The organism is Pseudomonas sp. CAM1A, from assembly GCF_047501685.1.
Classification (GTDB): Bacteria; Pseudomonadota; Gammaproteobacteria; order Pseudomonadales; family Pseudomonadaceae; genus Aquipseudomonas.
This window is the reverse complement of sequence record NZ_JBFNXP010000001.1, coordinates 747,828-770,561: the sequence shown is the minus strand read 5'-3', so window position 1 is coordinate 770,561 and position 22,734 is coordinate 747,828. Positions and strand designations below refer to the sequence as shown.

The 22,734-nt window shown below is 64.2% G+C and carries 23 protein-coding genes and 1 pseudogene; 13 read left to right on the top strand and 11 right to left on the bottom strand.

What is annotated here, in order from left to right:
* Positions 1-145: 145 nt before the first annotated feature.
* The 4 genes from ABZO33_RS03605 to dadA all read right to left on the bottom strand — a co-directional run bounded on the left by ABZO33_RS03605 (position 146) and on the right by dadA (position 3,898).
* On the bottom strand, positions 146-550 hold the full coding sequence (locus ABZO33_RS03605; protein ID WP_414534889.1) for a c-type cytochrome: 405 nt from the start codon (positions 548-550) through the stop codon (positions 146-148).
* A 154-nt stretch (positions 551-704) separates the two neighbouring features.
* Entirely contained in the window at positions 705-1,253 is a 549-nt protein-coding gene (locus ABZO33_RS03600) for a cupin domain-containing protein (protein ID WP_134689215.1), read from the bottom strand.
* Between the two features lie 107 nt (positions 1,254-1,360).
* On the bottom strand, positions 1,361-2,434 hold the full coding sequence (alr, locus tag ABZO33_RS03595) for an alanine racemase (protein WP_414534864.1): 1,074 nt from the start codon (positions 2,432-2,434) through the stop codon (positions 1,361-1,363).
* A gap of 162 nt (positions 2,435-2,596) precedes the next feature.
* Positions 2,597-3,898: a D-amino acid dehydrogenase gene (gene dadA, locus ABZO33_RS03590; RefSeq protein ID WP_414534863.1), complete on the bottom strand. Its 1,302-nt coding sequence runs from the start codon at positions 3,896-3,898 to the stop codon at positions 2,597-2,599.
* A gap of 155 nt (positions 3,899-4,053) precedes the next feature.
* On the opposite strand from dadA, the gene dadR reads away from it, so the two are divergent.
* Complete coding sequence (gene dadR, locus ABZO33_RS03585; RefSeq protein WP_003258963.1) at positions 4,054-4,542, top strand: transcriptional regulator DadR; 489 nt, start codon at positions 4,054-4,056, stop codon at positions 4,540-4,542.
* Between the two features lie 4 nt (positions 4,543-4,546).
* Here dadR and ABZO33_RS03580 read toward each other — a convergent pair whose 3' ends face one another.
* Entirely contained in the window at positions 4,547-4,900 is a 354-nt protein-coding gene (locus tag ABZO33_RS03580; protein WP_023630241.1) for a YkgJ family cysteine cluster protein, read from the bottom strand.
* Between the two features lie 128 nt (positions 4,901-5,028).
* On the opposite strand from ABZO33_RS03580, the gene ABZO33_RS03575 reads away from it, so the two are divergent.
* Complete coding sequence (locus tag ABZO33_RS03575; RefSeq protein WP_414534862.1) at positions 5,029-6,321, top strand: NAD(P)/FAD-dependent oxidoreductase; 1,293 nt, start codon at positions 5,029-5,031, stop codon at positions 6,319-6,321.
* A 96-nt stretch (positions 6,322-6,417) separates the two neighbouring features.
* Here the strand turns inward: ABZO33_RS03575 and ABZO33_RS03570 are convergent, their stop codons facing one another.
* A complete protein-coding gene (locus ABZO33_RS03570) occupies positions 6,418-6,648 on the bottom strand; it encodes a DUF1127 domain-containing protein (RefSeq protein WP_414534861.1) in 231 nt (76 codons plus the stop codon).
* Positions 6,649-6,826: 178 nt separating this feature from the next.
* Between ABZO33_RS03570 and ABZO33_RS03565 the strand changes: the two genes are divergently transcribed.
* Together ABZO33_RS03565 and ABZO33_RS03560 are read left to right on the top strand one after the other, a co-directional pair.
* The gene (locus tag ABZO33_RS03565) at positions 6,827-8,257 is read left to right on the top strand and encodes a PLP-dependent aminotransferase family protein (protein WP_414534860.1); all 1,431 of its coding nucleotides are present in this window, start codon (positions 6,827-6,829) and stop codon (positions 8,255-8,257) included.
* A 60-nt stretch (positions 8,258-8,317) separates the two neighbouring features.
* On the top strand, positions 8,318-9,862 hold the full coding sequence (locus ABZO33_RS03560) for a phospholipase D family protein (protein ID WP_414534859.1): 1,545 nt from the start codon (positions 8,318-8,320) through the stop codon (positions 9,860-9,862).
* 80 nt (positions 9,863-9,942) lie between these two features.
* Here ABZO33_RS03560 and ABZO33_RS03555 read toward each other — a convergent pair whose 3' ends face one another.
* Positions 9,943-11,082, bottom strand: a complete 1,140-nt coding sequence (locus ABZO33_RS03555) for an MFS transporter (protein ID WP_414534858.1) — start codon at positions 11,080-11,082, stop codon at positions 9,943-9,945.
* 101 nt (positions 11,083-11,183) lie between these two features.
* Complete coding sequence (locus ABZO33_RS03550; protein WP_414534857.1) at positions 11,184-12,677, bottom strand: aldehyde dehydrogenase; 1,494 nt, start codon at positions 12,675-12,677, stop codon at positions 11,184-11,186.
* Between the two features lie 195 nt (positions 12,678-12,872).
* On the opposite strand from ABZO33_RS03550, the gene ABZO33_RS03545 reads away from it, so the two are divergent.
* A complete protein-coding gene (locus ABZO33_RS03545; RefSeq protein ID WP_046857580.1) occupies positions 12,873-13,232 on the top strand; it encodes a cupin domain-containing protein in 360 nt (119 codons plus the stop codon).
* 107 nt (positions 13,233-13,339) lie between these two features.
* On the opposite strand, the gene rpmG is transcribed toward ABZO33_RS03545, so the two are convergent.
* Complete coding sequence (gene rpmG, locus ABZO33_RS03540; RefSeq protein ID WP_003253507.1) at positions 13,340-13,495, bottom strand: 50S ribosomal protein L33; 156 nt, start codon at positions 13,493-13,495, stop codon at positions 13,340-13,342.
* An 11-nt stretch (positions 13,496-13,506) separates the two neighbouring features.
* Positions 13,507-13,743, bottom strand: a complete 237-nt coding sequence (gene rpmB / locus ABZO33_RS03535) for a 50S ribosomal protein L28 (RefSeq protein WP_023629974.1) — start codon at positions 13,741-13,743, stop codon at positions 13,507-13,509.
* Positions 13,744-14,115: 372 nt separating this feature from the next.
* On the opposite strand from rpmB, the gene ABZO33_RS03530 reads away from it, so the two are divergent.
* Positions 14,116-15,705, top strand: a complete 1,590-nt coding sequence (locus tag ABZO33_RS03530) for an ABC transporter substrate-binding protein (RefSeq protein WP_414534856.1) — start codon at positions 14,116-14,118, stop codon at positions 15,703-15,705.
* A 57-nt stretch (positions 15,706-15,762) separates the two neighbouring features.
* Here the strand turns inward: ABZO33_RS03530 and radC are convergent, their stop codons facing one another.
* Positions 15,763-16,443: a RadC family protein gene (gene radC, locus ABZO33_RS03525; RefSeq protein WP_414534855.1), complete on the bottom strand. Its 681-nt coding sequence runs from the start codon at positions 16,441-16,443 to the stop codon at positions 15,763-15,765.
* 127 nt (positions 16,444-16,570) lie between these two features.
* On the opposite strand from radC, the gene coaBC reads away from it, so the two are divergent.
* From coaBC to ABZO33_RS03490, 7 genes and pseudogenes are all read left to right on the top strand, one after another.
* Positions 16,571-17,782 (top strand): bifunctional phosphopantothenoylcysteine decarboxylase/phosphopantothenate--cysteine ligase CoaBC, encoded by a 1,212-nt coding sequence (gene coaBC / locus ABZO33_RS03520; protein ID WP_217867663.1) that lies wholly within the window; start codon positions 16,571-16,573, stop codon positions 17,780-17,782.
* A gap of 5 nt (positions 17,783-17,787) precedes the next feature.
* Positions 17,788-18,243 carry a dUTP diphosphatase gene (dut, locus tag ABZO33_RS03515; RefSeq protein WP_134689201.1) on the top strand — a complete coding sequence of 152 codons (456 nt, stop codon included), beginning with the start codon at positions 17,788-17,790 and terminating at the stop codon, positions 18,241-18,243.
* 134 nt (positions 18,244-18,377) lie between these two features.
* Positions 18,378-19,751 (top strand): annotated as a pseudogene (locus ABZO33_RS03510) (phosphomannomutase/phosphoglucomutase); the annotation flags it as partial.
* Positions 19,752-19,781: 30 nt separating this feature from the next.
* Positions 19,782-20,687, top strand: coding sequence for an acetylglutamate kinase (gene argB / locus ABZO33_RS03505; RefSeq protein ID WP_414534854.1), 906 nt, complete (start codon positions 19,782-19,784; stop codon positions 20,685-20,687).
* A gap of 209 nt (positions 20,688-20,896) precedes the next feature.
* Complete coding sequence (locus ABZO33_RS03500) at positions 20,897-21,577, top strand: CsgG/HfaB family protein (RefSeq protein ID WP_414534853.1); 681 nt, start codon at positions 20,897-20,899, stop codon at positions 21,575-21,577.
* A gap of 30 nt (positions 21,578-21,607) precedes the next feature.
* A complete protein-coding gene (locus ABZO33_RS03495) occupies positions 21,608-21,976 on the top strand; it encodes a DUF4810 domain-containing protein (protein ID WP_414534852.1) in 369 nt (122 codons plus the stop codon).
* Positions 21,973-22,632, top strand: a complete 660-nt coding sequence (locus ABZO33_RS03490) for a DUF799 domain-containing protein (RefSeq protein WP_414534851.1) — start codon at positions 21,973-21,975, stop codon at positions 22,630-22,632. Before ABZO33_RS03495 ends, ABZO33_RS03490 begins: the two co-directional genes overlap by 4 nt.
* Positions 22,633-22,734 lie beyond the last annotated feature (102 nt).

Here is a 22,734-nt window from a genome sequence, read left to right as displayed (position 1 = left end):
CTGGGCCTCCTGAGTCATCCGTGGGGTCAGGGGTTGGACACAAGTCACGGCGGGTTGGTTGCCTGTTCCGCCCCCGCAACAGGGCTACCGCCCAAAAAACAAAAGCCCGCCATCAGAGGCGGGCTTTATACAAGTCAGGTCAGGCTCACAGCCCGGACATCTTCTTGATCGCACCCTTGAGGTCTTCATCCGAGCAATCGGCGCAGGTGCCCTTCGGTGGCATGGCGTTGATCCCGGTGATGGCCTTGGCCAGGATGCCATCAAGGCCGCCCTGGTGGTCGGCACGCTCTTTCCACGCAGCGGTATCACCGATCTTCGGTGCGTTCAGCAGGCCGGTGCCATGGCAGGCATTGCAATGCTTGGCGATGATCTCGTCCGGCGTCTTGGCACCGCCGCCACCAACACTGGCGGCCACTTCCATGCCTTTGCATTCCTGGCCCTGGACGCACACCTGGCCGACCGGCTCGAGACGCTTGGCAATGTCGTCGTTGGTTGCAGCGGTTGCGCTCATTGCCCAAAGGGCGAATACGGCTGCTGGTACGGCCAGCATCTTCTTGATTTGGTTCACGCGAACACCCTCATGGTGGCTAATCACGCCCGCGGCCACGGAATTGCGAGCGTTGAAAAGTATAGCGGGAACCTGGAAGGCGTGAAACGACCACACTCAGGGAAAGGGTATTGACCAGTCAATGCACTGCGCTGGATCAAAAGTTCGACGGGGTGGCGGCGCTGATCAGCCGGGCCGGCTCCGCGAACGGGTTGCGGAAGCGGTGCGGGCGGGTGCTTTCGAAGTAGTAGCTGTCGCCGGCCTCGAGGATGAAGATCTCGGTGCCGACCACCAGTTCCAGGCGGCCTTCGAGCAGAATGCCGGTCTCTTCGCCGTCGTGGGTGAGCATTTCCGCGCCGGTGTCGGCACCCGGCGGGTAGACCTCGGTGAGGAAGGCGATAGCCCGGTTGGGGTGCGACTTGCCGACCAGCTTCATGGTCACCGCGCCGTCGGAAATGTCGATCAGCTCGTGCGCCTTGTAGACGATCTGGGTCGGGCTTTCCGGCGCCAGCTCCACCGAGAAGAATTCGACCATGGACATGGGGATACCGCTGAGCACCTTGCGCAGAGAGCTGATCGACGGGCTCACGCTGTTCTTCTCGATCATCGAGATGGTGCTGTTGGTCACCCCCGCGCGCTTGGCGAGTTCACGCTGGGACAGGCCCTTGAGCTTGCGGATGGCTTGCAGTCGTTCACCGACGTCCAAAGCTGGAGCCTCCTGAATCGGTCGAGATGGGGGTGTGTGAACGATATGATGGCAATGCCGTTCAGTATTTACAACACACAGCCCCGCAGCCTGTCCGCTTCAGCGCCTTATTCGCCGATATAGTCCAGTGGCACGCGCTTGAGATTGCAGAAGATCTGGTACGGAATGGTCCCGGCCTGCAGCGCCACGTCGCTGGCCAGGACTTGCTTGCCCCACAGCTCCACCGGGCTGCCGACAGTGGCCTCGGGAACCTCGGTGAGGTCGACGCAGAGCATGTCCATCGACACCCGACCGATCAGCTGAGTGCGCTTGCCAGCCACCACCACCGGCGTGCCGGTGGGCGCCTGGCGCGGGTAGCCGTCGGCATAGCCCATGGCGACCACGCCCACGCGGGTCGGGCGCGGGCTGATGAACCTGGCGCCATAGCCCACGGGCTCACCGGCAGGCAGCTCGCGCACGCTGATGATGCGCGATTGCAGGGTCATCACAGGCTGCAGGCGAGCAGCCTCGGCCTGCTCCACTTCGAATGGCGTGGCGCCGTAGAGCATGATGCCCGGGCGCACCCAGTCGCTCTTGATGCTCGGCCAGCCCAGCACCGCCGGCGAGTTGCGCAGGCTGCACTCGGCGGCCAGGCCCTGGCGGGCAGCCTCGAACACGGCAACCTGCTGCTCGGTGGCGGCGGCGTCGAGCTCGTCGGCGCGGGCGAAGTGGCTCATCAGCACGATGCGCGAGACCTTGCCGCTGGCCAGCAGGCGCTGGTAGGCCTCAGCGTAGTCCTTGGGGTGCACGCCGACACGGTGCATGCCGGTGTCCATCTTCAACCAGACGGTCAGCGGCTTGTGCACCGGGGTCTTCTCGATCGCTTCCAGTTGCCATGGCGAATGCACCACGCACCACAGGTCATGCTCGGCGATCAGTGCCAGCTCGCTGGCCTCGAAGAAACCTTCAAGCAACAGAACGGGTGCCTTGATGCCCGCCGCGCGCAACTCCAGGGCCTCCTCGATGCAGGCCACGGCAAAACCGTCGGCCTCGGTCTCGAGTGCCAGGGCGCAACGCACCGCGCCATGGCCATAGGCATCGGCCTTGACCACGGCCAGGGCCTTGGCGCCGGTCAGCTCACGGGCCAGACGGTAGTTGTGTCGGAGGGCTTGGAGGTCGATCAAGGCACGGGCGGGACGCATGGCGGCAGCCTTCTGGCAGTTCTGGTTATCGATAAAGCCCCGGCGCGGCAGATGGGGGTAGGTACCCACCGCGCCGGGGTGAGGGAACAGGTCAAACGGTTTCGGGCCTCATCGCGGGCAAGTCGCATCGGCGCACCGCGATGAAGCCAACAGCATCAATGCTTACTGGTGCGCAGGCGCCGGCTGGCCGTGCTTGGCGAGCTCGCGGCTATTGCCATACCGCGAGATGTCCAGGCCTTCGGCACTGATCTGCGGCTTCTTGCGCGCGATCAGGTCTGCCAGCAGGCGACCGGAACCGCAGGCCATGGTCCAGCCCAGGGTGCCGTGACCGGTGTTGAGGAACAGGTTACGGAACTTGGTCGCCCCGACGATCGGGGTGCCATCCGGGGTGGCCGGGCGCAGGCCGGTCCAGAAGCTCGCCTGGCTCAGGTCGCCGCCGCGAGGATAAAGGTCGTTGACGATCATCTCCAGCGTTTCGCGTCGACGCGGGTTCAGCGACAGGTCAAAACCGGCGATTTCGGCCATGCCGCCGACACGGATACGGTTGTCGAAACGGGTGATGGCGACCTTGTAGGTCTCGTCCAGGATGGTCGAGGTTGGCGCCATGTCACCGTTGGTGATCGGCACGGTCAGCGAGTAGCCCTTGAGCGGGTAGACCGGGGCCTTGATGCCCAGCGGCTTGAGCAGCTGCGGCGAGTAGCTGCCCAGCGCCAGCACGTAGCGGTCAGCGGTTTCCAGCTTGCCGTCGATCCATACGCCGTTGATGCGGTCACCGGCGACGTCCAGGCGCTGGATGTCCTGGCCGAAGCGGAACTCGACGCCCAGCTTGATGGCCATCTCGGCGAGCTTGGTGGTGAACATCTGGCAGTCGCCAGTCTGGTCGTTGGGCAGGCGCAGGGCGCCAGCGAGGATACCCTTCACGCTCTCCAGGGCCGGTTCGACCCGGGCAATGCCGTCACGGTCGAGCAGCTCGTACGGTACACCGGACTGTTCCAGCACGGCGATGTCCTTGGCTGCGGCGTCCAGCTGCGCCTGGGTGCGGAACAGCTGGGTGGTGCCAAGGCTGCGGCTTTCGTAGGCGATACCGGTTTCGGCGCGCAGCTCGTCGAGGCAGTCGCGGCTGTACTCGGACAGGCGCACCATGCGCTCCTTGTTCACCGCATAACGGCTGGCGGTGCAGTTGCGCAGCATCTGCGCCATCCACAGGTACTGGTCAACGTCGCCGGTCAGCTTGATGGCCAGGGGCGCGTGGCGCTCCAGCAGCCACTTGATGGCCTTGAGCGGCACGCCCGGGGCGGCCCAGGGCGAGGCATAGCCGGGCGAGATCTGGCCTGCGTTGGCGAAGCTGGTTTCCATGGCCACCGCCGGCTGGCGATCGACCACCGTGACCTCGAAACCTTGCCGGGCCAGATAGTAGGCACTGGCGGTACCGATCACACCGCTACCAAGTACCAGAACTCGCATTGTGTATCCCTCGCACGCGGCTTGCCGCAGTCTTTTGTTGAAATGGCATGGATGCGCGCAGTATAAGAATCTCCGACCAGTGCTATTCACTATATAAGCAGCTATATTTGGCGAGAATTCTCGGCAAAACTGCCTTTCACGGAGGGGCATCCCCTATGAGAACCCAGCACCAGAGCAAGCGTGAACTGGACAAGATCGACCGCAACATCCTGCGGATCCTGCAGAATGACGGCCGCATCTCCTTCACCGAACTGGGCGAGAAGGTCGGGCTGTCCACCACCCCCTGCACCGAGCGCGTGCGGCGCCTGGAGCGCGAGGGGATCATCATGGGCTACAACGCCCGGCTCAATCCGCAGCACCTGAAGGGCAGCCTGCTGGTGTTCGTCGAGATCAGCCTGGACTACAAGTCCGGCGACACCTTCGAGGAATTCCGCCGCGCCGTGCTCAAGCTGCCCCACGTGCTGGAGTGCCACCTGGTGTCGGGCGATTTCGACTACCTGGTGAAGGCGCGGATCTCGGAGATGGCATCGTATCGCAAGCTGCTCGGCGACATCCTGCTCAAGCTGCCCCATGTGCGCGAGTCGAAGAGCTACATCGTGATGGAAGAAGTGAAAGAGAGCCTGTGCCTGCCGATTCCGGACTGAAGCCTTACACCAGCACCTGGCGGGTACTGGCGATATAGGTGTGAACCAGCTGCTCGGCCGCCGGGTCGATCGGCTGCTCCGGGCCCCGCCCCCTGGGGCAGGCCAGACGCGGCGTGGTGCCGAACAGGCGGCAGATCATCGGGCGCTCTTCATATACGGTGCAGCCGTTCGGGCCCAGGTGCACACAGTCCAGGCGCTCCAGGGCAGCGTCCTGCTCGGCCTGGGTCTTGCGCGGCAGGCGGGCCATTTCCTCGGCCGAGGTGGTGACCGGGCCGCAGCAGTCATGGCAGCCGGGCTCGCACTCGAACGAGGGGATGAGCTCGCGCAGGAAATGGATCTTGTGGCGGTTGCAGGACATAAACGGCGCATCTGGGACATGAGTGCGAGATTATAAGGCAATCACAGAAATCATCGTGGGACGGGCTTGCCCCGCGATTGGCCGGTTGCCTATCCTCGCCTTTTCGCCTTGCACCCAGGAAACGACACATGGTCCACAGCGCGCAACACGCCGCCTCCTACTATGCCGCCAGCAGCGCGCCACACCCCGACTACCCGTTCCTGCAAGGCGAGCACAGCGCCGACGTGTGCATTGTCGGCGGTGGCTACTCGGGCCTGAACACCGCCATCGAACTGGCCGAGCGCGGCCTGTCGGTGATCCTCCTGGAAGCACGCAAGCTCGGCTGGGGCGCCAGCGGCCGCAACGGTGGCCAGCTGATCCGTGGCGTCGGCCACGGCCTGGAACAGTTCCTCCCGGTGATCGGTGAAGAAGGCGTGCGCAGCATGAAACTGATGGGCCTGGAGGCGGTGGAAATCGTCCGCGAACGCGTCGAGCGCCACGCCATCGACTGCGACCTGACTTGGGGCTACTGCGACCTGGCCAACAAGCCCGCCGAGCTGGAAGGCTTCGCCGAGGAGGCCGAGGCACTGCGCAGCCTGGGTTATCGTCACGAACTGCGCCTGGTGCAGCCCGGCGACATGCGCTCGGTGGTGGGTTCCGACTGCTATGTCGGTGGCCTGGTCGACATGGGTTCGGGTCACCTGCACCCACTCAACCTGGCGCTGGGCGAAGCCGCCGTGGCCAGGCGCCTGGGTGTCGGCTTGTACGAGCAATCGGAAGTGACCCGCATCGAATACGGCCCGGAAGTGAAAGTGCATACTGCACAAGGCAGGGTACGCACCAAGACGCTGGTGCTGTGCTGCAACGCCTACCACAACGACCTCAACCGCGAACTGGGCGGCAAGGTGCTGCCCGCTGGCAGCTACATCATCGCCACCGAACCCTTGGGTGAGGAACGCGCCCGCCAGTTGCTGCCGCAGAACATGGCGGTTTGCGACCAGCGCGTAGCGCTGGATTACTATCGCCTCTCTGCCGACAACCGCCTGCTGTTCGGCGGCGCCTGCCACTATTCCGGGCGCGACCCACAGGACATCGCCGCCTACATGCGGCCAAAGATGCTCAAGGTGTTCCCGCAGCTAGCCGAGGTGCGCATCGACTACCAATGGGGCGGCATGATCGGCATCGGTGCCAACCGCCTGCCGCAGATCGGCCGCTTGGCCAGCCAGCCCAACGTCTACTACGCGCAGGCCTACTCCGGCCATGGCGTCAACGCCACCCACCTCGCCGGGCGTCTGCTCGGCGAGGCCATCAGCGGCCAGCACAGCGGACGCTTCGACCTGTTCGCCAAGGTCCCGCACACCACCTTCCCCGGCGGCAAGCTGCTGCGCTCGCCGCTGCTGGCACTGGGGATGCTCTGGTACCGGCTCAAGGAGCTGGTCTGATACCAGACTGAACCAAACCCTCCGTGGGAGCGGCCTTGCATCGCGATCGGGCTGCAAGGCGGCCCCAGCGATTTCAGCAATAATCTGAAATCCGGCTCAGTCCTTCCAGAAGGGCTTGCMCCCTTCCCGCCACGCCTGCTCCCAGGTCAGGCCGATATCGCACAACTGCCGATCATCCATTTGCAACAACGCCCTGCGGGTACGCCAGCGATGCAGCATCAGGCCCCAACGGCTCAGGCCAGCCGGCGCATTGAAGACCCTGGGCCGCTGACCAGCCTCGAGTTCACCAGGCAAAAGTTGCAAGCGCACATCGCTCAAGCCACCCATCACTGCGTTCTCCCATCAGTTGATACCGTGAAGAAAGCATGCGCGCTCGTACCCTCGACAATACAGACCCAACAGCGGCTTATTATTCCCATACAGAATTGGCGAAAAGACGCCTGAATGAAGTATTTTTCAACAATCTGTATCGGTCATCGACCCGCGCAACGGGCAGGAGTATGCCGTGACACTCTATCTGAACCTCGCCGAACTGCTCGGCTCGCGTATCGAGCAAGGCCTCTACCGCCCCGGCCAGCGCCTTCCTTCGGTGCGCGCCCTGAGTGTCGAGCACGGCGTCAGCCTGAGCACCGTACAGCAGGCCTATCGCCTGCTGGAGGACAACGGCCTGGTGTCGCCACGGCCCAAGTCCGGCTACTTCGTCGCCGAGGATCAGCAGCTCCCGGCCCTGCCCGACATCAGCCGCCCGGTCCAGCGGCCTGTGGATATCTCACAGTGGGAACAGGTACTGGAACTGATCCGCGCCACCCCGCGCCCGGATGTGATCCAGCTCGGCCGCGGCATGCCCGACGTCGACAGCCCCACGCTCAAGCCACTGTTGCGCAGCCTGGCGCAGATCAGCCGGCGCATGGACATGCCCGGCCTGTACTATGACAACATCCACGGCAACGCCCTGCTGCGCGAGCAGATCGCCCGGCTGATGCTCGACTCCGGCTGCCGCCTGGGCCCGGCCGACCTGGTGGTGACCACCGGCTGCCACGAAGCGCTGTCGTGCAGTATTCGCGCGGTGTGCCAGCCCGGCGACATCGTCGCGGTCGACTCACCCAGCTTCCACGGCGCCATGCAGACGCTGAAGGGGCTGGGCATGAAGGCCCTGGAAATCCCCACCGACCCTATCACCGGCATCAGCTTGGAAGCCCTCGAGCTGGCCCTCGAGCAATGGCCGATCAAGCTCATCCAGATCACCCCCAGCTGCAACAACCCAATGGGCTACATCATGCCCGAGGCGCGCAAGAAGGCCCTGCTGACCCTCGCCCAACGCTACGATGTGGCAATCCTCGAAGACGATGTGTATGGCGACCTGGCCTACACCTACCCACGCCCACGCACCATCAAGTCGTTCGACGACGATGGCCGGGTATTACTCTGCAGTTCGTTCTCCAAGACCCTGGCCCCGGGCCTGCGGGTCGGCTGGGTGGCCCCGGGGCGCTATCTGGAACGCGTGCTGCACATGAAGTACATCAGCACCGGCAGCACCTCTTGCCAGCCGCAACTGGCGATCGCCGACTTCATCGCCGAAGGCCACTACCAGCCGCACCTGCGGCGCATGCGCAGCCAGTACCAGCGCGGCCGCGACCAGATGTGCGACTGGGTGACCCGCTACTTCCCGCCGGGCACCCGCGCCAGCAGGCCCCAAGGGGGCTTCATGCTGTGGATTGAATTGCCGGAAAGTTTCGATACGCTGCGCCTGAACCGCGCTTTACTGGAGCAAGGCGTGCAGATCGCCGTGGGCAGCATCTTCTCGGCCTCGGGCAAGTACCGTAGTTGCCTGCGCATGAACTTCGCCGCCCGGCCCACGGCGCAGATCGAAGCCGCCGTGCGCAAGGTAGGTGAAACCGCCCTTCGTCTACTGGATGCAGAGCACAGCGGCGGGTAACTTTGCGCCGCCTGCCACGGTCAAACCCCATAAGCCCTTGCTGCACAGGACGATCCACCCTTGAGACTCCAGCGAGCCCTGCCTCTGCTGCTGGCGCTCGGCCTGTCGGGCTGCGCCAGCGTCGGTACACCGCGTGAAGTCAGCCAGGCATTACCGGCGGCCGACTCGGCCTTCGGCCGCTCGGTGCAGCGCCAGGCCGCGCCCTACGAAGGGCGCTCGGGTTTCCGTCTGCTGCCCAACAGCAACGAGGCGTTCCGTGCCCGCGCCGAATTGATCCGCAACGCCCAGGCGAGCATCGACCTGCAGTACTACATCGTCCACGATGGTCTCAGCACCCGCGCCCTGGTCCATGAACTGCTGCGGGCCGCCGACCGCGGCGTGCGTGTGCGCATCCTGCTCGACGACACCACCAGCGACGGCCTGGACAGCCTGATGGGCACCCTTGCCGCCCACCCGAACATCCACATCCGCGTGTTCAACCCGCTGCACCTCGGGCGCAGCACCGGCGTCACCCGCGCGGTAGGTCGACTGTTCAACCTGTCGCTTCAGCACCGGCGCATGCACAACAAGTTGTTCCTGGTGGACAACAGCATGGCCATCGTTGGCGGCCGTAACCTGGGCGACGAGTACTTCGACGCCGAACCCAACCTCAACTTCACCGACATCGACCTGCTGGGCGTGGGGCCTGTGGCCGAACAACTCGGGCACAGCTTCGACCAGTACTGGAACAGCGCCTTGAGCCTTCCGATCGGTGACTTCCTCTGGCGCCAGCCCGACGCCGACGACCTGTTCAGCAGCCGTCAGCGCCTGGAGGTGTCCCTGGCCGAAGCACGTACCAAGCGCAAGGCCCTTTACGACCGCTTGATGGCCTATCAGTCACAGCCCCGCCTGGATGTGTGGCGCAATGAGCTGATCTGGGCCCACAGCCAGGCTTTGTGGGACGCGCCGAGCAAAGTCCTGGCAGATGGCGAACCGGATCCGCAACTGCTGATGACCCAGCAACTGGCCCCCGACCTCAACCGCGTGCACGAGGAGTTGATCCTGGTGTCCGCCTACTTCGTACCCGGCGAACCCGGCCTGCTGTACCTGACCAGCCGCGCCGACGCCGGCACCTCGGTCAAGCTCCTGACCAACTCGCTGGAAGCCACCGATGTGCCAGCGGTCCATGGCGGCTACGCGCCTTATCGCCGCGCCTTGCTGGAGCATGGCGTGCAGTTGTACGAGCTACGCCGCCAGCCCGGTGACCCACGCCCTCGGCTGGGCTTTCACGGTAGTTCCGATTCGAGCCTGCACAGCAAGGCGATGGTGTTCGACCGACGCAAGACCTTCATCGGCTCGTTCAACTTCGACCCACGTTCCGTGCTGTGGAACACCGAGGTGGGCGTGATGGTGGACAGCCCAGAGCTGGCCGAGTACACCCGCGAACTGGCGCTACAAGGCATGGCACCAGCGCTGAGTTACCAGGTGAAGCTGGTGGACGGGAGGATGGTCTGGGCGACCGAGGACAACGGCCAGCGGCACATGTTGGTGACCGAGCCCGGGGGAATGTGGCGACGCTTCAATGCCTGGATCAGCAAGGCGGTCGGGCTGGAGAAGATGTTGTAGAACGCATCGCGGGGCAAGCCCGCTCCCACGCCAGATTGCGTTCTGGCGTGGGAGCGGGCTTGCCCCGCGATTGCAATCGGTCAGGCAGAAGCAGGCTCGAAGGCATCCCGCCGCCGCGTCAGCAGCACCAACCCCGCCGCGCCCACCGCCATCAGCAACGGCAGCGCATGCCCGCTGATCCACTGGCTTCCCGCCCCGGCCAGCAAAGGCCCGAGCAGGCAACCGATACCCCATAGCTGCGCCACATGGGCATTGGCCCGCACCAGTTCGTCATCCCGGTAGCGCTCGCCGATCAGCACCAGCGACAGAGTGAACAACCCTCCCGCACTGGCACCGAACAGTACCCACAGCGGCCAGATCACCGGTGTGTGCATCAGCAGGGGAATCGCCAGGCTGGAAACCATCAAGGTCAGTGCGCAACCGCTGAACAACGTGCGCCGCGACATGCGGTCGGCCAAGGCGCCAATCGGCAATTGCAGCACCGCATCCCCCACCACCACGGTGCTGACCATGAACAACGCCACCTCCGTGGTGAACCCTTGCTGCAGGCAGTACACCGGCAGCAACGTCAGGATCATCGCCTCGAATGCCGCGAACAGCGCGATGGCCCAGGCGATCACCGGCAGGCGTCGGCAGAAGGCGAACAGGTCGCGGAAGGTCACGCTGCACGCCTCGGTGGTCGGCGCCCCTCCCCGGCCCAGCAGGATCAGCGGCGCGACCAGCAACAGCCCGGTCGCGGCCCAGAAACCGAAATCGTCGTCCGAGCCCAGGAACCCCAGCACCAGCGGCCCGGCCAATTGGCTCAGGGCATAGCTGCTGCCATACAGCGCCACCAGCCGGCCACGCCACTGCTCGACTACCAACTGGTTGATCCAGCTCTCGCCAAGGATGAACACCACCGTCAGCGACATACCGATCATCAAACGCAGCACCAGCCACAGGGCATAGCTGGGCAGCACCGCCACCAGGCCGATCGACAGCGCCCCACCCCACAGGCACAAGCGCATGGCCATGGGCACGCCGACCCAGCCGGCAAGGCGGCTGGCCAGGCTGGCACCGACCAGCACACCAAGGGCCGGCATCGCCGCCATCACGCCGATGGCGAACCCACCGTAGCCCCAGCCCTCCAGGCGCAGGGACACCAGCGGCATGCTCACGCCAAGCGCAAGCCCGACACTGAGCACCGACGCCAGGACGGCAAAGTAGGTTCCCCAACGCATGTTGGCCTCCGGGTAAAATTCTGGCAGAAAGCATTGCGGGGCAAGCCCGCTCCCACGATTCACGTGGGAGCGGGCTTGCCCCGCGAAAAGGCGCTACCTGATTACAACTTGATCCAGGTCGCCTTCAGCTCGGTGTACTTCTCCAGCGCGTGCAGCGACTTGTCACGGCCGTTGCCCGACTGCTTGAAGCCACCGAACGGCGCGGTCATGTCGCCACCGTCGTACTGGTTGACCCAGACACTGCCGGCGCGCACGGCGCGGGCGGTCTTGTGCGCCTTGGAGATGTCCGCGGTCCAGATGCCCGCCGCCAAGCCGTATGGCGTGTCGTTGGCGATGGCCACGGCCTCTTCGGCGGTGTCGAAGGTGATCACCGACAGTACCGGGCCGAAGATCTCTTCCTTGGCGATCTTCATGGCGTTGGTCACGCCGTCGAAGATGGTCGGCTCGACGTAGGTGCCGCCGCTCTCCTCAAGGGTACGCTTGCCACCAGCCAGCAGCTTGGCGCCATCCTGATGGCCGGCCTCAATGTACGACAGCACGGTGTTCATCTGCTGGGTGTCGACCAGTGCGCCGACGGTGGTTGCCGGGTCCAGCGGGTTGCCCGGTTTCCAGGCCTTGAGGGCCTCGACCACCATGGGCAGGAACTTGTCCTTGATCGAGCGCTCGACCAGCAGGCGCGAACCTGCGGTGCAGACTTCGCCCTGGTTGAAGGCGATGGCGCTGGCGGCGGCCTCGGCGGCGGCCTGCAGGTCAGGGGCGTCGGCGAAGACGATGTTCGGGCTCTTGCCACCGGCTTCCAGCCAGACACGCTTCATGTTCGACTCACCGGCATAGACCATCAGCTGCTTGGCGATCTTGGTCGAACCGGTGAACACCAGGGTGTCGACGTCCATGTGCAGGGCCAGGGCCTTGCCCACGGTGTGGCCGTAGCCTGGCAGCACGTTCAGCACGCCAGCCGGAATACCGGCCTCGATGGCCAGCTGGGCGATGCGGATCGCGGTCAGCGGCGATTTTTCGGACGGTTTGAGCACGATGGAGTTGCCGGTGGCCAGGGCTGGGCCCAGCTTCCAGCAGGCCATCAGCAGCGGGAAGTTCCACGGTACGATGGCACCGACCACACCCACGGGTTCGCGGGTCACCAGGCCGAGCTGGTCGTGCGGGGTCGGCGCGACTTCGTCGTAGACTTTGTCGATGGCTTCGGCGGTCCAGTGGATGGCCTGGGCCGCCCCCGGGATATCGATGGTGGAGGAGTCACCGATCGGCTTGCCCATGTCGAGGGTTTCGAGCAGGGCCAGCTCCTCGACGTTCTTGCGCAGCAAGTCGGCGAAGCGGATCAGCTTGGCCTTGCGCTTGGCCGGGGCCAGGCGCGACCAGGCGCCGGATTCGAACACGGCGCGGGCGTTGTCGACAGCGCGGTTGGCGTCGGCCAGGTCGCAGCTGGCGACCTTGGCCAGGAAGCGTCCGTCCACCGGGCTCAGGCAGTCGAAGGTTTCACCGGATGCGGCATCGGTGTATTCGCCGTTGATGAAGGCGCGGCCTTCGATCTTCAGTTGCTGGGCACGCTGTTCCCAGTCCGCACGAGTCAGGGTGGTCATAGGAAACTCCTCTCTTGTTAAGGTGCAACGCCGCACTGAGGACTCACGGGCGCTGTCAGAAATTCTGGCCGGGTGACGAGGCACACGGGCACCTGCCACCCTAAACCAGGGCGGGCAAACTATCAATATATTTGACACCAACGGCTCAAATGCCTACTGATGTTCATTTTATTAAACAACAACAGGGTAACCACCATGAGTATCACCAGCATCGTCGACTTTGCCCAGGTTCTGACCGAAGCCGAACGCTACCGCCCGGCAGCGGAGAAAATCCTCAAGGGCGAGCCTGACCAGGCTGTCTACAACCACTACGCCAGCCCGTGCGGGCAGTTCGCCGCCGGCGTCTGGGAAGGCGAGGTGGGCCAGTGGACGGTGAACTACACCGAGCACGAGTACTGCGAAATCGTGCAGGGTGTGTCGGTGCTGCGCGACCAGGACGGTGGCGCCAAGACCCTGCGTGCCGGCGATCGCTTTGTGATTCCCGCAGGCTTCAAGGGCACCTGGGAAGTGCTGGAGCCATGCCGCAAGATCTATGTGATGTTCGAGCAGAAATAAAACCAATCGTGGGGCCCCGCTTTTATGCAGGCCCCGCGATGGCTTTGCTGCAGGCATAAAAAAACCCGCCACCTTGCGGTTGCGGGTTTTTTCAGGCTGCCGATCAATTACTTGATCTTGGCTTCCTTGTACACCACGTGCTTGCGGACGACCGGATCGTACTTCTTGATCTCGATCTTGTCCGGAGTGGTGCGCTTGTTCTTGTCGGTGGTGTAGAAGTGGCCGGTACCGGCACTCGAAACCAGACGGATCAATTCACGCATGATGTTCTCCTTTAAACCTTGGCGCCAGCGCGACGGATGTCGACCAGAACGGCATCGATGCCGCGCTTGTCGATGATACGCATGCCTTTGGCGGAAACGCGCAGACGCACGAAGCGCTTCTCGGACTCAACCCAGAAACGGTGGTGCTGCAGGTTCGGCAGGAAACGACGACGGGTTTTGTTGTTTGCGTGGGAAATATTGTTCCCAGTTACCGGACCCTTACCGGTAACTTGACAGACTCTCGACATGCCTCAGCCCTCTAAAACCACATGCCCAACCCGGCATGGGTTGGCCGCTTAATCTCTCAGTCAATGGCGCCAAGGCGCCGTGTTCCCGGGGGTCTTATCGGCCGGGTGCGCTTACGCGACAGACCGAGCCCCTAGAAAAGAGCGCTGCTTTATACCAGAAAGACTCCGCCACAACAACAGAATATGAGAGTTCCGGTCGGGCCGAGCGCGCCTGGGCAGCATAACGACTGGGGCGGCAAGCTGTCGACCGCCCGTCGCCGAATTAATGCGAAAGGGTGTGGTCATTTGCCCATGCCCGCACTAGGGTAGGACATTTCCTCAATTTTCCAGACTGCACCGGCAGATGGGCCACCGACCAGCCAAGGAGTCACCATGCGTGCCGCCGCCCTTTCCCTCCTGTTCACCACCCTGTGCGCCGCGGGCCTTGCCCAGGCCGCAGCGCTGTCGGTGTGCACCGAAGCCAGCCCCGAAGGCTTCGACGTGGTGCAGTACAACTCGCTGACCACCACCAACGCCTCGGCCGACGTGCTGATGAACCGCCTGGTCGAGTTCGACGCCGCCGAGGGCAAGGTGGTGCCGAGCCTGGCGCAAAGCTGGACGGTGTCGCCTGACGGCCTGGTCTACGACTTCAAGCTGCGCTCGGACGTGAAGTTTCACACCACCGCCTACTTCAAGCCGACCCGCGAACTGGACGCCGACGACGTGCTGTTCAGCTTCCAGCGCATGCTCTACCCGGCCCACGCCTGGCACAAGACCGCCCCGGGCGGCTACCCGCATGCCCAATCTCTGCAACTGGGCAGCCTGATCAAGGCCATCGACGCACCCGAGCCGCACACCGTGCGCTTCACCCTGACCCACGCCGACGCCACTTTCCTGGCCACCCTGAGCATGGGCTTTGCCTCGATCTACTCCGCCGAGTATGCCGACAAACTGCTCAAGGCCGGCACCCCCGAGAAACTCAACAACCAGCCAGTGGGCACCGGCCCGTTCGTCTTCCAGCGTTTCCAGAAAGACGCCGTGGTGCGTTACCGCGCCAACCCTGACTATTTCGCCGGCAAGCCGTCGATCGACCCGCTGATCTACGCCATCACCCCGGACGCCAACGTACGCCTGCAAAAGATCAGGCGCGGCGAATGCCAGGTGGCCCTGTCGCCCAAGCCGCTGGACATCGCCGAGGCCGGCAAGGACGGCAACCTCAAGGTCGCCACCACCCCGGCATTCATGACCGCCTTCGTCGCCATCAACAGCCAGCACCCGCCACTGGACAAGCCTGAAGTGCGCCAGGCCATCAACCTGGCCTTCGACAAGCCGGCCTACCTCAAGGCCGTGTTCGAAGACACCGCCACCGCCGCCAACGGTCCCTATCCGCCGAATACCTGGAGCTACGCCAAGGACCTGCCGGGCTACACGCTCGATCACAAGAAAGCCAAGGCACTGCTGGCCAAGGCCGGCCTGGCCAAGGGTTTCGAGACCACCATCTGGACCCGCCCGTCGGGCAGCCTGCTCAACCCCAACCCCAGCCTGGGCGCACAGATGCTGCAGGCCGACCTTGCGAAAATTGGCATCAAAGCCGAGATCCGCACTATCGAGTGGGGCGAGCTGATCCGCCGCGCCAAGGCCGGCGAACACGACCTATTGTTCATGGGCTGGGCCGGAGACAACGGTGACCCGGACAACTTCCTCAGCCCGCAGTTTTCCTGCGCCGCGGTCAAGTCCGGGACCAACTTCGCACGGTTCTGCGACAACCGCCTGGACCAGCTGATCAACGCCGGACGCACCACCAACGACCAGAGCGTGCGCAGCCGGCTGTACCAGCAGGCCCAGACGCTGATCCAGCAGCAGGCGCTGTGGCTGCCGCTGGCGCATCCGACGGCGGCCGCGCTGCTGCGCCAGGACGTACAGGGTTATCAGGTGAGTCCGTTCGGGCGGCAGGATTTCAGCAAGGTCTCAGTCAACCGCTGACGCCCTATCGCGAGGCAAGCCCACAATCATTTTGAAAGCGAGCTTGCCCCGCGATGCCTAACCGACCAGCCATCCATGCTCGACCATCGACAACGGCTCGCCATCACCCACGATGACATGGTCCATCACCCGCACATCGATCAGCGCCAGCGAGCGCTTGAGCATCAACGTCAAGTGCACATCATCCTGGCTCGGCTCGCATATGCCCGACGGATGGTTGTGGCAAAGGATCAGTGCAGCCGCATTGTGCAGCAATGAGCGCCGGACGACCTCGCGGGGGTAGATACTCGCGCGGTCGATGGTGCCACGGAACAGTATCTCGAACGCCAACGGCCGATGCTTGGTGTCCAGGAACAGGCAGCCGAACACCTCGCTGGACTCGTGCCGCAGCATGGACTTGAGATAGCGCCTCACCGAGGCCGGGCTCTCCAGGACCGACGCACGCTCGATGTGTTCGTCCAGGTAGCGCCTGCCTATTTCCAGCAATGCCTGCAACTGCGCATACCGCACCGGCCCCAGGCCAGGCTCGCGCAGTACCATGGCCCGATCCGCCTCGAGGAACTGCCGCAGCCCGCCGAATTTCGCCAGCAGCCCACGCGCCAGGTCGAGCACATTGCGCCCGGCAACCCCAGACCCCAGCAGTACCGCCAGCAATTCCGCATCCGACAGGATCGCCGCCCCACGCTGCAACAACTTCTCCCTCGGCCGTTCTTCAGCCGGCCACTCCCTGATGTTCATTTCCCCTCCTCGCCTGCCACTACGGCCCCTTTGGGCGCTGTGTTAATCTAGTTCGCTTCGAAAATGCGACGATCTGCCGCAGGCAGCTGTCGTCGCCACCCGCTTTCACTGGAATAAGGCAAGGCCTATGCAGCGGTTGTATCGCAAGCGCATCGTTCTCGGCGTGGGTGGCGGCATCGCCGCCTACAAGAGCGCCGAGCTGATTCGCCGACTCCTGGAACACGGCGCGCAGGTGCGCGTGGTCATGACCCGTGGTGGCGCCGAGTTCATCACCCCGCTCACGCTGCAGGCGCTGTCCGGCCACCCGGTGCACCTGGACCTGCTCGACCCCGCCGCCGAAGCGGCCATGGGCCACATCGAACTGGCCAAGTGGGCCGACCTGGTGCTGATCGCCCCGGCCACCGCCGACCTGATGGCGCGCATGGCCCAGGGCATGGCCGACGACCTGCTGACCACCCTGGTGCTGGCCACCGACGCCACCGTGGCAGTCGCCCCGGCGATGAACCAGGCCATGTGGCGCGACCCGGCGACCCAGGCCAACCTCGAGCTGCTGAAAAGCCGAGGCATCCAGGTATTCGGCCCGGCTTCCGGCAGCCAGGCCTGTGGCGACGTGGGCCTGGGCCGCATGCTCGAAGCCACCGACCTGGCCTGGTGCGCCGCCGAAAGCTTCAAGCGCCAGGCGCTGACCGGCAAGCACGTACTGATCACCGCCGGCCCCACGCAAGAGAACATCGACCCGGTGCGCTACATCACCAACCATAGTTCAGGGAAGATGGGCTTCGCCCTGGCCGAGGCCGCCGCCGAAGCCGGGGCCCGGGTGACCCTCGTCACCGGCCCGGTTCATCTGCAGACACCTGACCGGGTCAGCCGCATCGACGTGGTGAGCGCGCGGGACATGCTCGCGGCGTGTGAAGCAGCGATGCCGTGCGACCTGTTCATCGCCTCGGCCGCAGTCGCGGACTACCGTCCTGAGGTGGTCGCCCCGCAGAAGCTCAAGAAAGATCCCACCACCGGCGACGGCATGCTGCTGCAGATGGTGCGCAATCCCGATATCCTTGCGACCATTGCCGGCCGCGCCGACCGCCCGTTCAGCGTCGGCTTCGCCGCCGAGACCGAGCACCTGCTCGACTACGCCACGCGCAAGCTCAAGGACAAGAACCTCGACCTGATCGTCGCCAATGATGTGGCCAACCCCAGCATCGGCTTCAACAGCGAGGAAAACGCCCTGACCGTGATCGACCGGCAGCAGCATCAAACCCTCTTCGCGCAGACCAGCAAAGGCAAGATTGCCCGCCAGTTGGTCGCCTTCATCGCCGAACGGCTCAACCAGGTTCAATAAGTTACATGCACGCTCTTCAAGCCAAGATCCTCGACCCACGCCTGGGCAGCGAATTCCCGCTGCCACAGTACGCCACCCCAGGCTCCGCCGGCCTCGACCTGCGTGCCCTGCTCAAGGAGGACACCGTCCTCGAGCCGGGCCAGACCCTGCTGATCCCCACCGGCCTGTCGGTGTACATCGGCGACCCGGGCCTGGCGGCCATGATCCTGCCGCGCTCGGGCCTGGGCCATAAGCACGGCATCGTGTTGGGCAACCTGGTCGGTCTGATCGACTCGGACTACCAGGGCGAGCTGATGGTGTCCTGCTGGAACCGTGGCAACACGCCGTTCACCATCACCGTCGGCGAACGCATCGCGCAGCTGATCCTGGTGCCGGTGGTGCAGGCGCACTTCGATATCGTCGAGCAGTTCGACGAGACCCAGCGCGGTGCCGGCGGCTTCGGCCATTCGGGTACCCGCTGAGCCGACGACAGACCGTTCGGGCCATGGATGGCGAACTCTGCGGCGAAACCACCGTCCAAGCGTTCAGTTTGTGCCTGCCCAGAAGCCTTTGAATACTTGGAGTCCCAGAGATGAACGACATGGCCCAGCTGGTCCCCGCACTGCCCGACAGCATCTTCCGCGCCTATGACATTCGCGGCGTGGTCGGCAAGACCCTGCATGCCGAGACCGCCTACTGGATCGGTCGCGCCATCGGCGCCCAGACTCTCGCCCAGGGCGAGCCACAGATCTCGGTCGGCCGCGATGGCCGCCTGTCCGGCCCGATGCTGGTCGAGCAACTGATCAAAGGCCTGGTCGACGCCGGTTGCCAGGTCAGCGATGTCGGCCTGGTGCCGACCCCGGCGCTGTACTACGCGGCCAATGTGCTGGCCGGCAAATCGGGCGTGATGCTCACCGGCAGCCACAACCCGTCGGACTACAACGGTTTCAAGATCGTCATCGCCGGCGACACCCTGGCCAATGAGCAGATCCAGGCCCTGCTGACCCGCCTGAAGACCAATGACCTGACCCGTGGCGATGGCCGCATGGAAAAGGTCGAGATCCTTGAGCGCTACTTCCAGCAGATCGTCGCCGACGTGAAACTGGCCAAGCGTCTGAAGGTGGTGGTCGACTGCGGCAACGGCGCGGCCGGCGTGGTCGCTCCGCAACTGATCGAAGCGCTGGGCTGCGACGTCATCCCGCTGTTCTGCGAAGTCGACGGCAACTTCCCCAACCACCACCCGGACCCGGGCAAGCCCGAGAACCTGGAAGACCTGATCGCCAAGGTGAAGGAAACCGGCGCCGATATCGGCCTGGCCTTCGACGGCGACGGTGATCGCGTGGGTGTGGTGACCAACACCGGCAGCATCGTCTACCCCGACCGCCTGCTGATGCTGTTCGCCCAGGACGTGCTGTCGCGCAACCCGGGCGCCGAGATCATCTTCGACGTCAAATGCACGCGCCGCCTGACCCCGCTGATCGAACAGCACGGTGGCCGCGCGCTGATGTGGAAGACCGGCCACTCGCTGATCAAGAAGAAGATGAAACAGACCGGCTCGCTGCTGGCCGGCGAGATGAGCGGACACATCTTCATCAAGGAGCGCTGGTACGGTTTCGACGACGGCATCTACAGCGCCGCGCGCCTGCTGGAGATCCTCAGCAAGGCCGGGCAGGACGCCGAAAGCCTGTTCGCCGCGTTCCCCAATGATATTTCCACGCCGGAAATCAACATTGATGTGACCGACGAGGGTAAATTCAGCATCATTGATGCACTGCAACGCGACGCCGACTGGGGCGAAGCCAACCTGACCACCATCGACGGTGTACGGGTCGACTATCTCCACGGCTGGGGCCTGGTTCGCGCCTCCAACACCACACCGGTGCTGGTGCTGCGCTTCGAAGCCGACAGCGCCGCAGAACTCGACCGAATCAAGGCTGTATTCCGCACGCAGTTGCTGCGCGTCCAACCAGGCCTGCAACTGCCGTTCTGACGACTATCCGTTCCTTACCTGGAGCCCTGCATGACCCTCGATCGCGATGCCGCTTCCCATGTAGCCGAGGTTTTGTCCGAAGCACTGCCTTACATCCGCCGCTTCGTCGGCAAGACCCTGGTGATCAAGTACGGCGGCAACGCGATGGAGAGCGAGGAGCTCAAGACCGGCTTCGCTCGGGACATCGTGCTGATGAAGGCCGTGGGCATCAACCCGGTGGTGGTGCACGGTGGCGGGCCGCAGATCGGCGACCTGCTCAAGCGCCTGTCGATCGACAGCCACTTCATCGATGGCATGCGCGTCACCGACGCGGCGACCATGGACGTGGTGGAGATGGTCTTGGGCGGCCAGGTGAACAAGGACATCGTCAACCTGATCAACCGCCACGGCGGCAGCGCCATCGGCCTCACTGGCAAGGATGCTGAGCTGATCCGCGCCAAGAAGCTCACCGTCACCCGCCAGACTCCGGAGATGACCACCCCGGAAATCATCGACATCGGCCATGTCGGCGAGGTCGTCAGCGTCAACACCGACCTGCTGAACATGCTGGTCAAGGGTGACTTCATCCCGGTGATCGCGCCGATCGGCGTGGGCGCCAACGGCGAGTCGTACAACATCAACGCCGACCTGGTGGCCGGCAAGGTGGCCGAGGCGCTGAAGGCCGAGAAGCTGATGCTGCTGACCAATATCGCCGGCCTGATGGACAAGCAGGGCGAAGTCCTCACCGGGCTGAGCACCGAGCAGGTCAACGAACTGATCGCCGACGGCACCATCTACGGCGGCATGCTGCCGAAGATCAAGTGCGCACTGGACGCAGTCCAGGGCGGCGTCAACACCTCGCACATCATCGACGGCCGCGTGCCGAATGCCGTGCTGCTGGAGATCTTCACCGACAGCGGCGTGGGCACGCTGATCAGCAACCGCAAGCCACGCTGACCCTACCAGCCCTTCGCGGGGCAAGGCCGTACCCACGCATGACAGTGGGAGCAGCCTTGCCCCGCGATGGGTAATTGCACACACGCAAAAAGATGGCTCAAAGCCATCATTCTTCATATTTGACCATCAAGAATCCCGGTAATCTGCCGAAACAACGTGGCAGAATGCACGCTCATTGCAAATAGTTTCTATTTACCTGGAGAACACGCGTGAAATACGCATCACATGGACTCGTGCTGGCAGCCGCCCTGGCTGTCGGGTCCCTCGCCGGCTGTGCTACCGAAACCTCTACCGCTGTTGCCGTGCAACAGGTCGAAAGCGTCAACCGCCCCTACAGCGGCGTGCGCACACCGATCGCCGTGGGCAAGTTCGACAACCGCTCCAGCTACATGCGCGGCATCTTCTCCGATGGCGTCGACCGTCTCGGCGGCCAGGCCAAGACCATCCTCATCACCCACCTGCAGCAAACCAACCGGTTCAACGTGCTGGACCGCGACAACATGGGCGAAATCCAGCAGGAAGCTGCCATCAAGGGCCAGGCCCAGCGCCTGAAGGGCGCCGACTTCGTGGTGACCGGCGACGTCACCGAGTTCGGCCGCAAGGAAGTCGGCGATCACCAGCTGTTCGGCATCCTCGGCCGCGGCAAGACCCAGATCGCCTACGCCAAGGTCGCCCTCAACATCGTCAACATCAGCACCTCCGAAGTGGTCTATTCGAGCCAGGGCGCCGGTGAGTACGCCCTGTCCAACCGTGAAGTCATCGGTTTCGGCGGCACCGCCAGCTACGACTCGACCCTCAACGGCAAAGTGCTCGACCTGGCCATGCGCGAAGCCGTCAACAAACTGGTGGGCGCAGTCGAAAGCGGCCAATGGAAGCCACAAGCGCAATAACAAGCACAACACGACAAGGAAGACCGTTCGATGAGCATCACCTACCCGGCCTGGCGCACCGTCGCCGGGCTGCTGCTGGGCAGCGTCCTGCTGGCCGGCTGCAATTCACCCAAGACCCTGTACCAGTGGGAAAGCTACCAGCCCCAGGTGTACGGCTACCTCAAGGGTGACGCCAAGGAAGAACAGGCCACCGCCCTGGAGCGCGACCTGGAGAAGATCAAGGCCAAGAACGGCGCCGTGCCGCCGGGCTACCACGCGCAGCTGGGCCTGCTGTACTCCAGCCTGGGCAAGGATGACCAGATGATCCAGCAGTTCCGTACCGAAAAAGCGCTGTTCCCCGAGTCGGCGGCCTATATGGACTTCCTGATGAGCAACGCCAGCAAGGGGGCCAAGCAATGATCAAGCGCCTGACCCAACTGATCGTCGGCGCCTGCGTGCTGGTACTGTTCGCCGGCTGCGCCGAGCGCAAGAGCATCGACTATTCGGCCTACAAACAGAGCCGACCGAAGTCGATCCTGATCCTGCCACCGCTGAACGAGTCGCCCGACGTCAAGGCCACCTACAGCATGCTGTCCCAGGTCACCTATCCGCTGGCCGAGGCCGGCTACTACGTGATGCCGGTGGCGCTGGTGGATGAAACCTTCCGCCAGAACGGCCTGACCACGCCGGCCGATATCCACCAGTTGCCCACGACCAAGCTGAACGAGATCTTCGGCGCCGACGCCGGCCTGTACGTGACCGTCAGCGACTACGGCACGCGTTACATGGTGCTGAGCAGCGCGACCATCGTCACCGCCAGCGCCAAACTGGTCGACCTGAAGACCGGCGCCACCTTGTGGACCGGCAGCGCCACGGCCTCCAGCGAGGAAGGCAAGCAGAACCAGGGTGGCCTGATCGGCATGCTGGTGGCGGCGGCCATCAACCAGATCATCAGCAGCGTGCAGGATGACGCCGGCTACCCGATCGCCGGGATGACCAGCGCACGCTTGCTGACGCCCTACCCGAACGGCGGGATCCTCTACGGGCCACGTTCGCCGAAGTACGGCACAGACTGACACGATGCGCAGGCGGCCCAAGGGCCGCCTTTCTTTTGCCGTTCGGAAATATCCTACCGCCAGCACGGACAGGCACTACAACACGCATCTCTGCCAGCCGAC

Excerpts from the sequence above, each read along its gene's own strand:
- ABZO33_RS03605 (WP_414534889.1), bottom strand. The coding sequence starts at position 550 with ATGCTGGCCGTACCAGCAGCCGTATTCGCCCTTTGGGCAATGAGCGCA.
- alr (WP_414534864.1), bottom strand. The coding sequence starts at position 2,434 with ATGCGTCCCGCCCGTGCCTTGATCGACCTCCAAGCCCTCCGACACAAC.
- dadA (WP_414534863.1), bottom strand. The coding sequence starts at position 3,898 with ATGCGAGTTCTGGTACTTGGTAGCGGTGTGATCGGTACCGCCAGTGCC.
- dadR (WP_003258963.1), top strand. The coding sequence starts at position 4,054 with ATGAGAACCCAGCACCAGAGCAAGCGTGAACTGGACAAGATCGACCGC.
- ABZO33_RS03580 (WP_023630241.1), bottom strand. The coding sequence starts at position 4,900 with ATGTCCTGCAACCGCCACAAGATCCATTTCCTGCGCGAGCTCATCCCC.
- ABZO33_RS03575 (WP_414534862.1), top strand. The coding sequence starts at position 5,029 with ATGGTCCACAGCGCGCAACACGCCGCCTCCTACTATGCCGCCAGCAGC.
- ABZO33_RS03555 (WP_414534858.1), bottom strand. The coding sequence starts at position 11,082 with ATGCGTTGGGGAACCTACTTTGCCGTCCTGGCGTCGGTGCTCAGTGTC.
- ABZO33_RS03550 (WP_414534857.1), bottom strand. The coding sequence starts at position 12,677 with ATGACCACCCTGACTCGTGCGGACTGGGAACAGCGTGCCCAGCAACTG.
- ABZO33_RS03545 (WP_046857580.1), top strand. The coding sequence starts at position 12,873 with ATGAGTATCACCAGCATCGTCGACTTTGCCCAGGTTCTGACCGAAGCC.
- rpmG (WP_003253507.1), bottom strand. The coding sequence starts at position 13,495 with ATGCGTGAATTGATCCGTCTGGTTTCGAGTGCCGGTACCGGCCACTTC.
- rpmB (WP_023629974.1), bottom strand. The coding sequence starts at position 13,743 with ATGTCGAGAGTCTGTCAAGTTACCGGTAAGGGTCCGGTAACTGGGAAC.
- ABZO33_RS03530 (WP_414534856.1), top strand. The coding sequence starts at position 14,116 with ATGCGTGCCGCCGCCCTTTCCCTCCTGTTCACCACCCTGTGCGCCGCG.
- radC (WP_414534855.1), bottom strand. The coding sequence starts at position 16,443 with ATGAACATCAGGGAGTGGCCGGCTGAAGAACGGCCGAGGGAGAAGTTG.
- coaBC (WP_217867663.1), top strand. The coding sequence starts at position 16,571 with ATGCAGCGGTTGTATCGCAAGCGCATCGTTCTCGGCGTGGGTGGCGGC.
- dut (WP_134689201.1), top strand. The coding sequence starts at position 17,788 with ATGCACGCTCTTCAAGCCAAGATCCTCGACCCACGCCTGGGCAGCGAA.
- argB (WP_414534854.1), top strand. The coding sequence starts at position 19,782 with ATGACCCTCGATCGCGATGCCGCTTCCCATGTAGCCGAGGTTTTGTCC.
- ABZO33_RS03495 (WP_414534852.1), top strand. The coding sequence starts at position 21,608 with ATGAGCATCACCTACCCGGCCTGGCGCACCGTCGCCGGGCTGCTGCTG.
- ABZO33_RS03490 (WP_414534851.1), top strand. The coding sequence starts at position 21,973 with ATGATCAAGCGCCTGACCCAACTGATCGTCGGCGCCTGCGTGCTGGTA.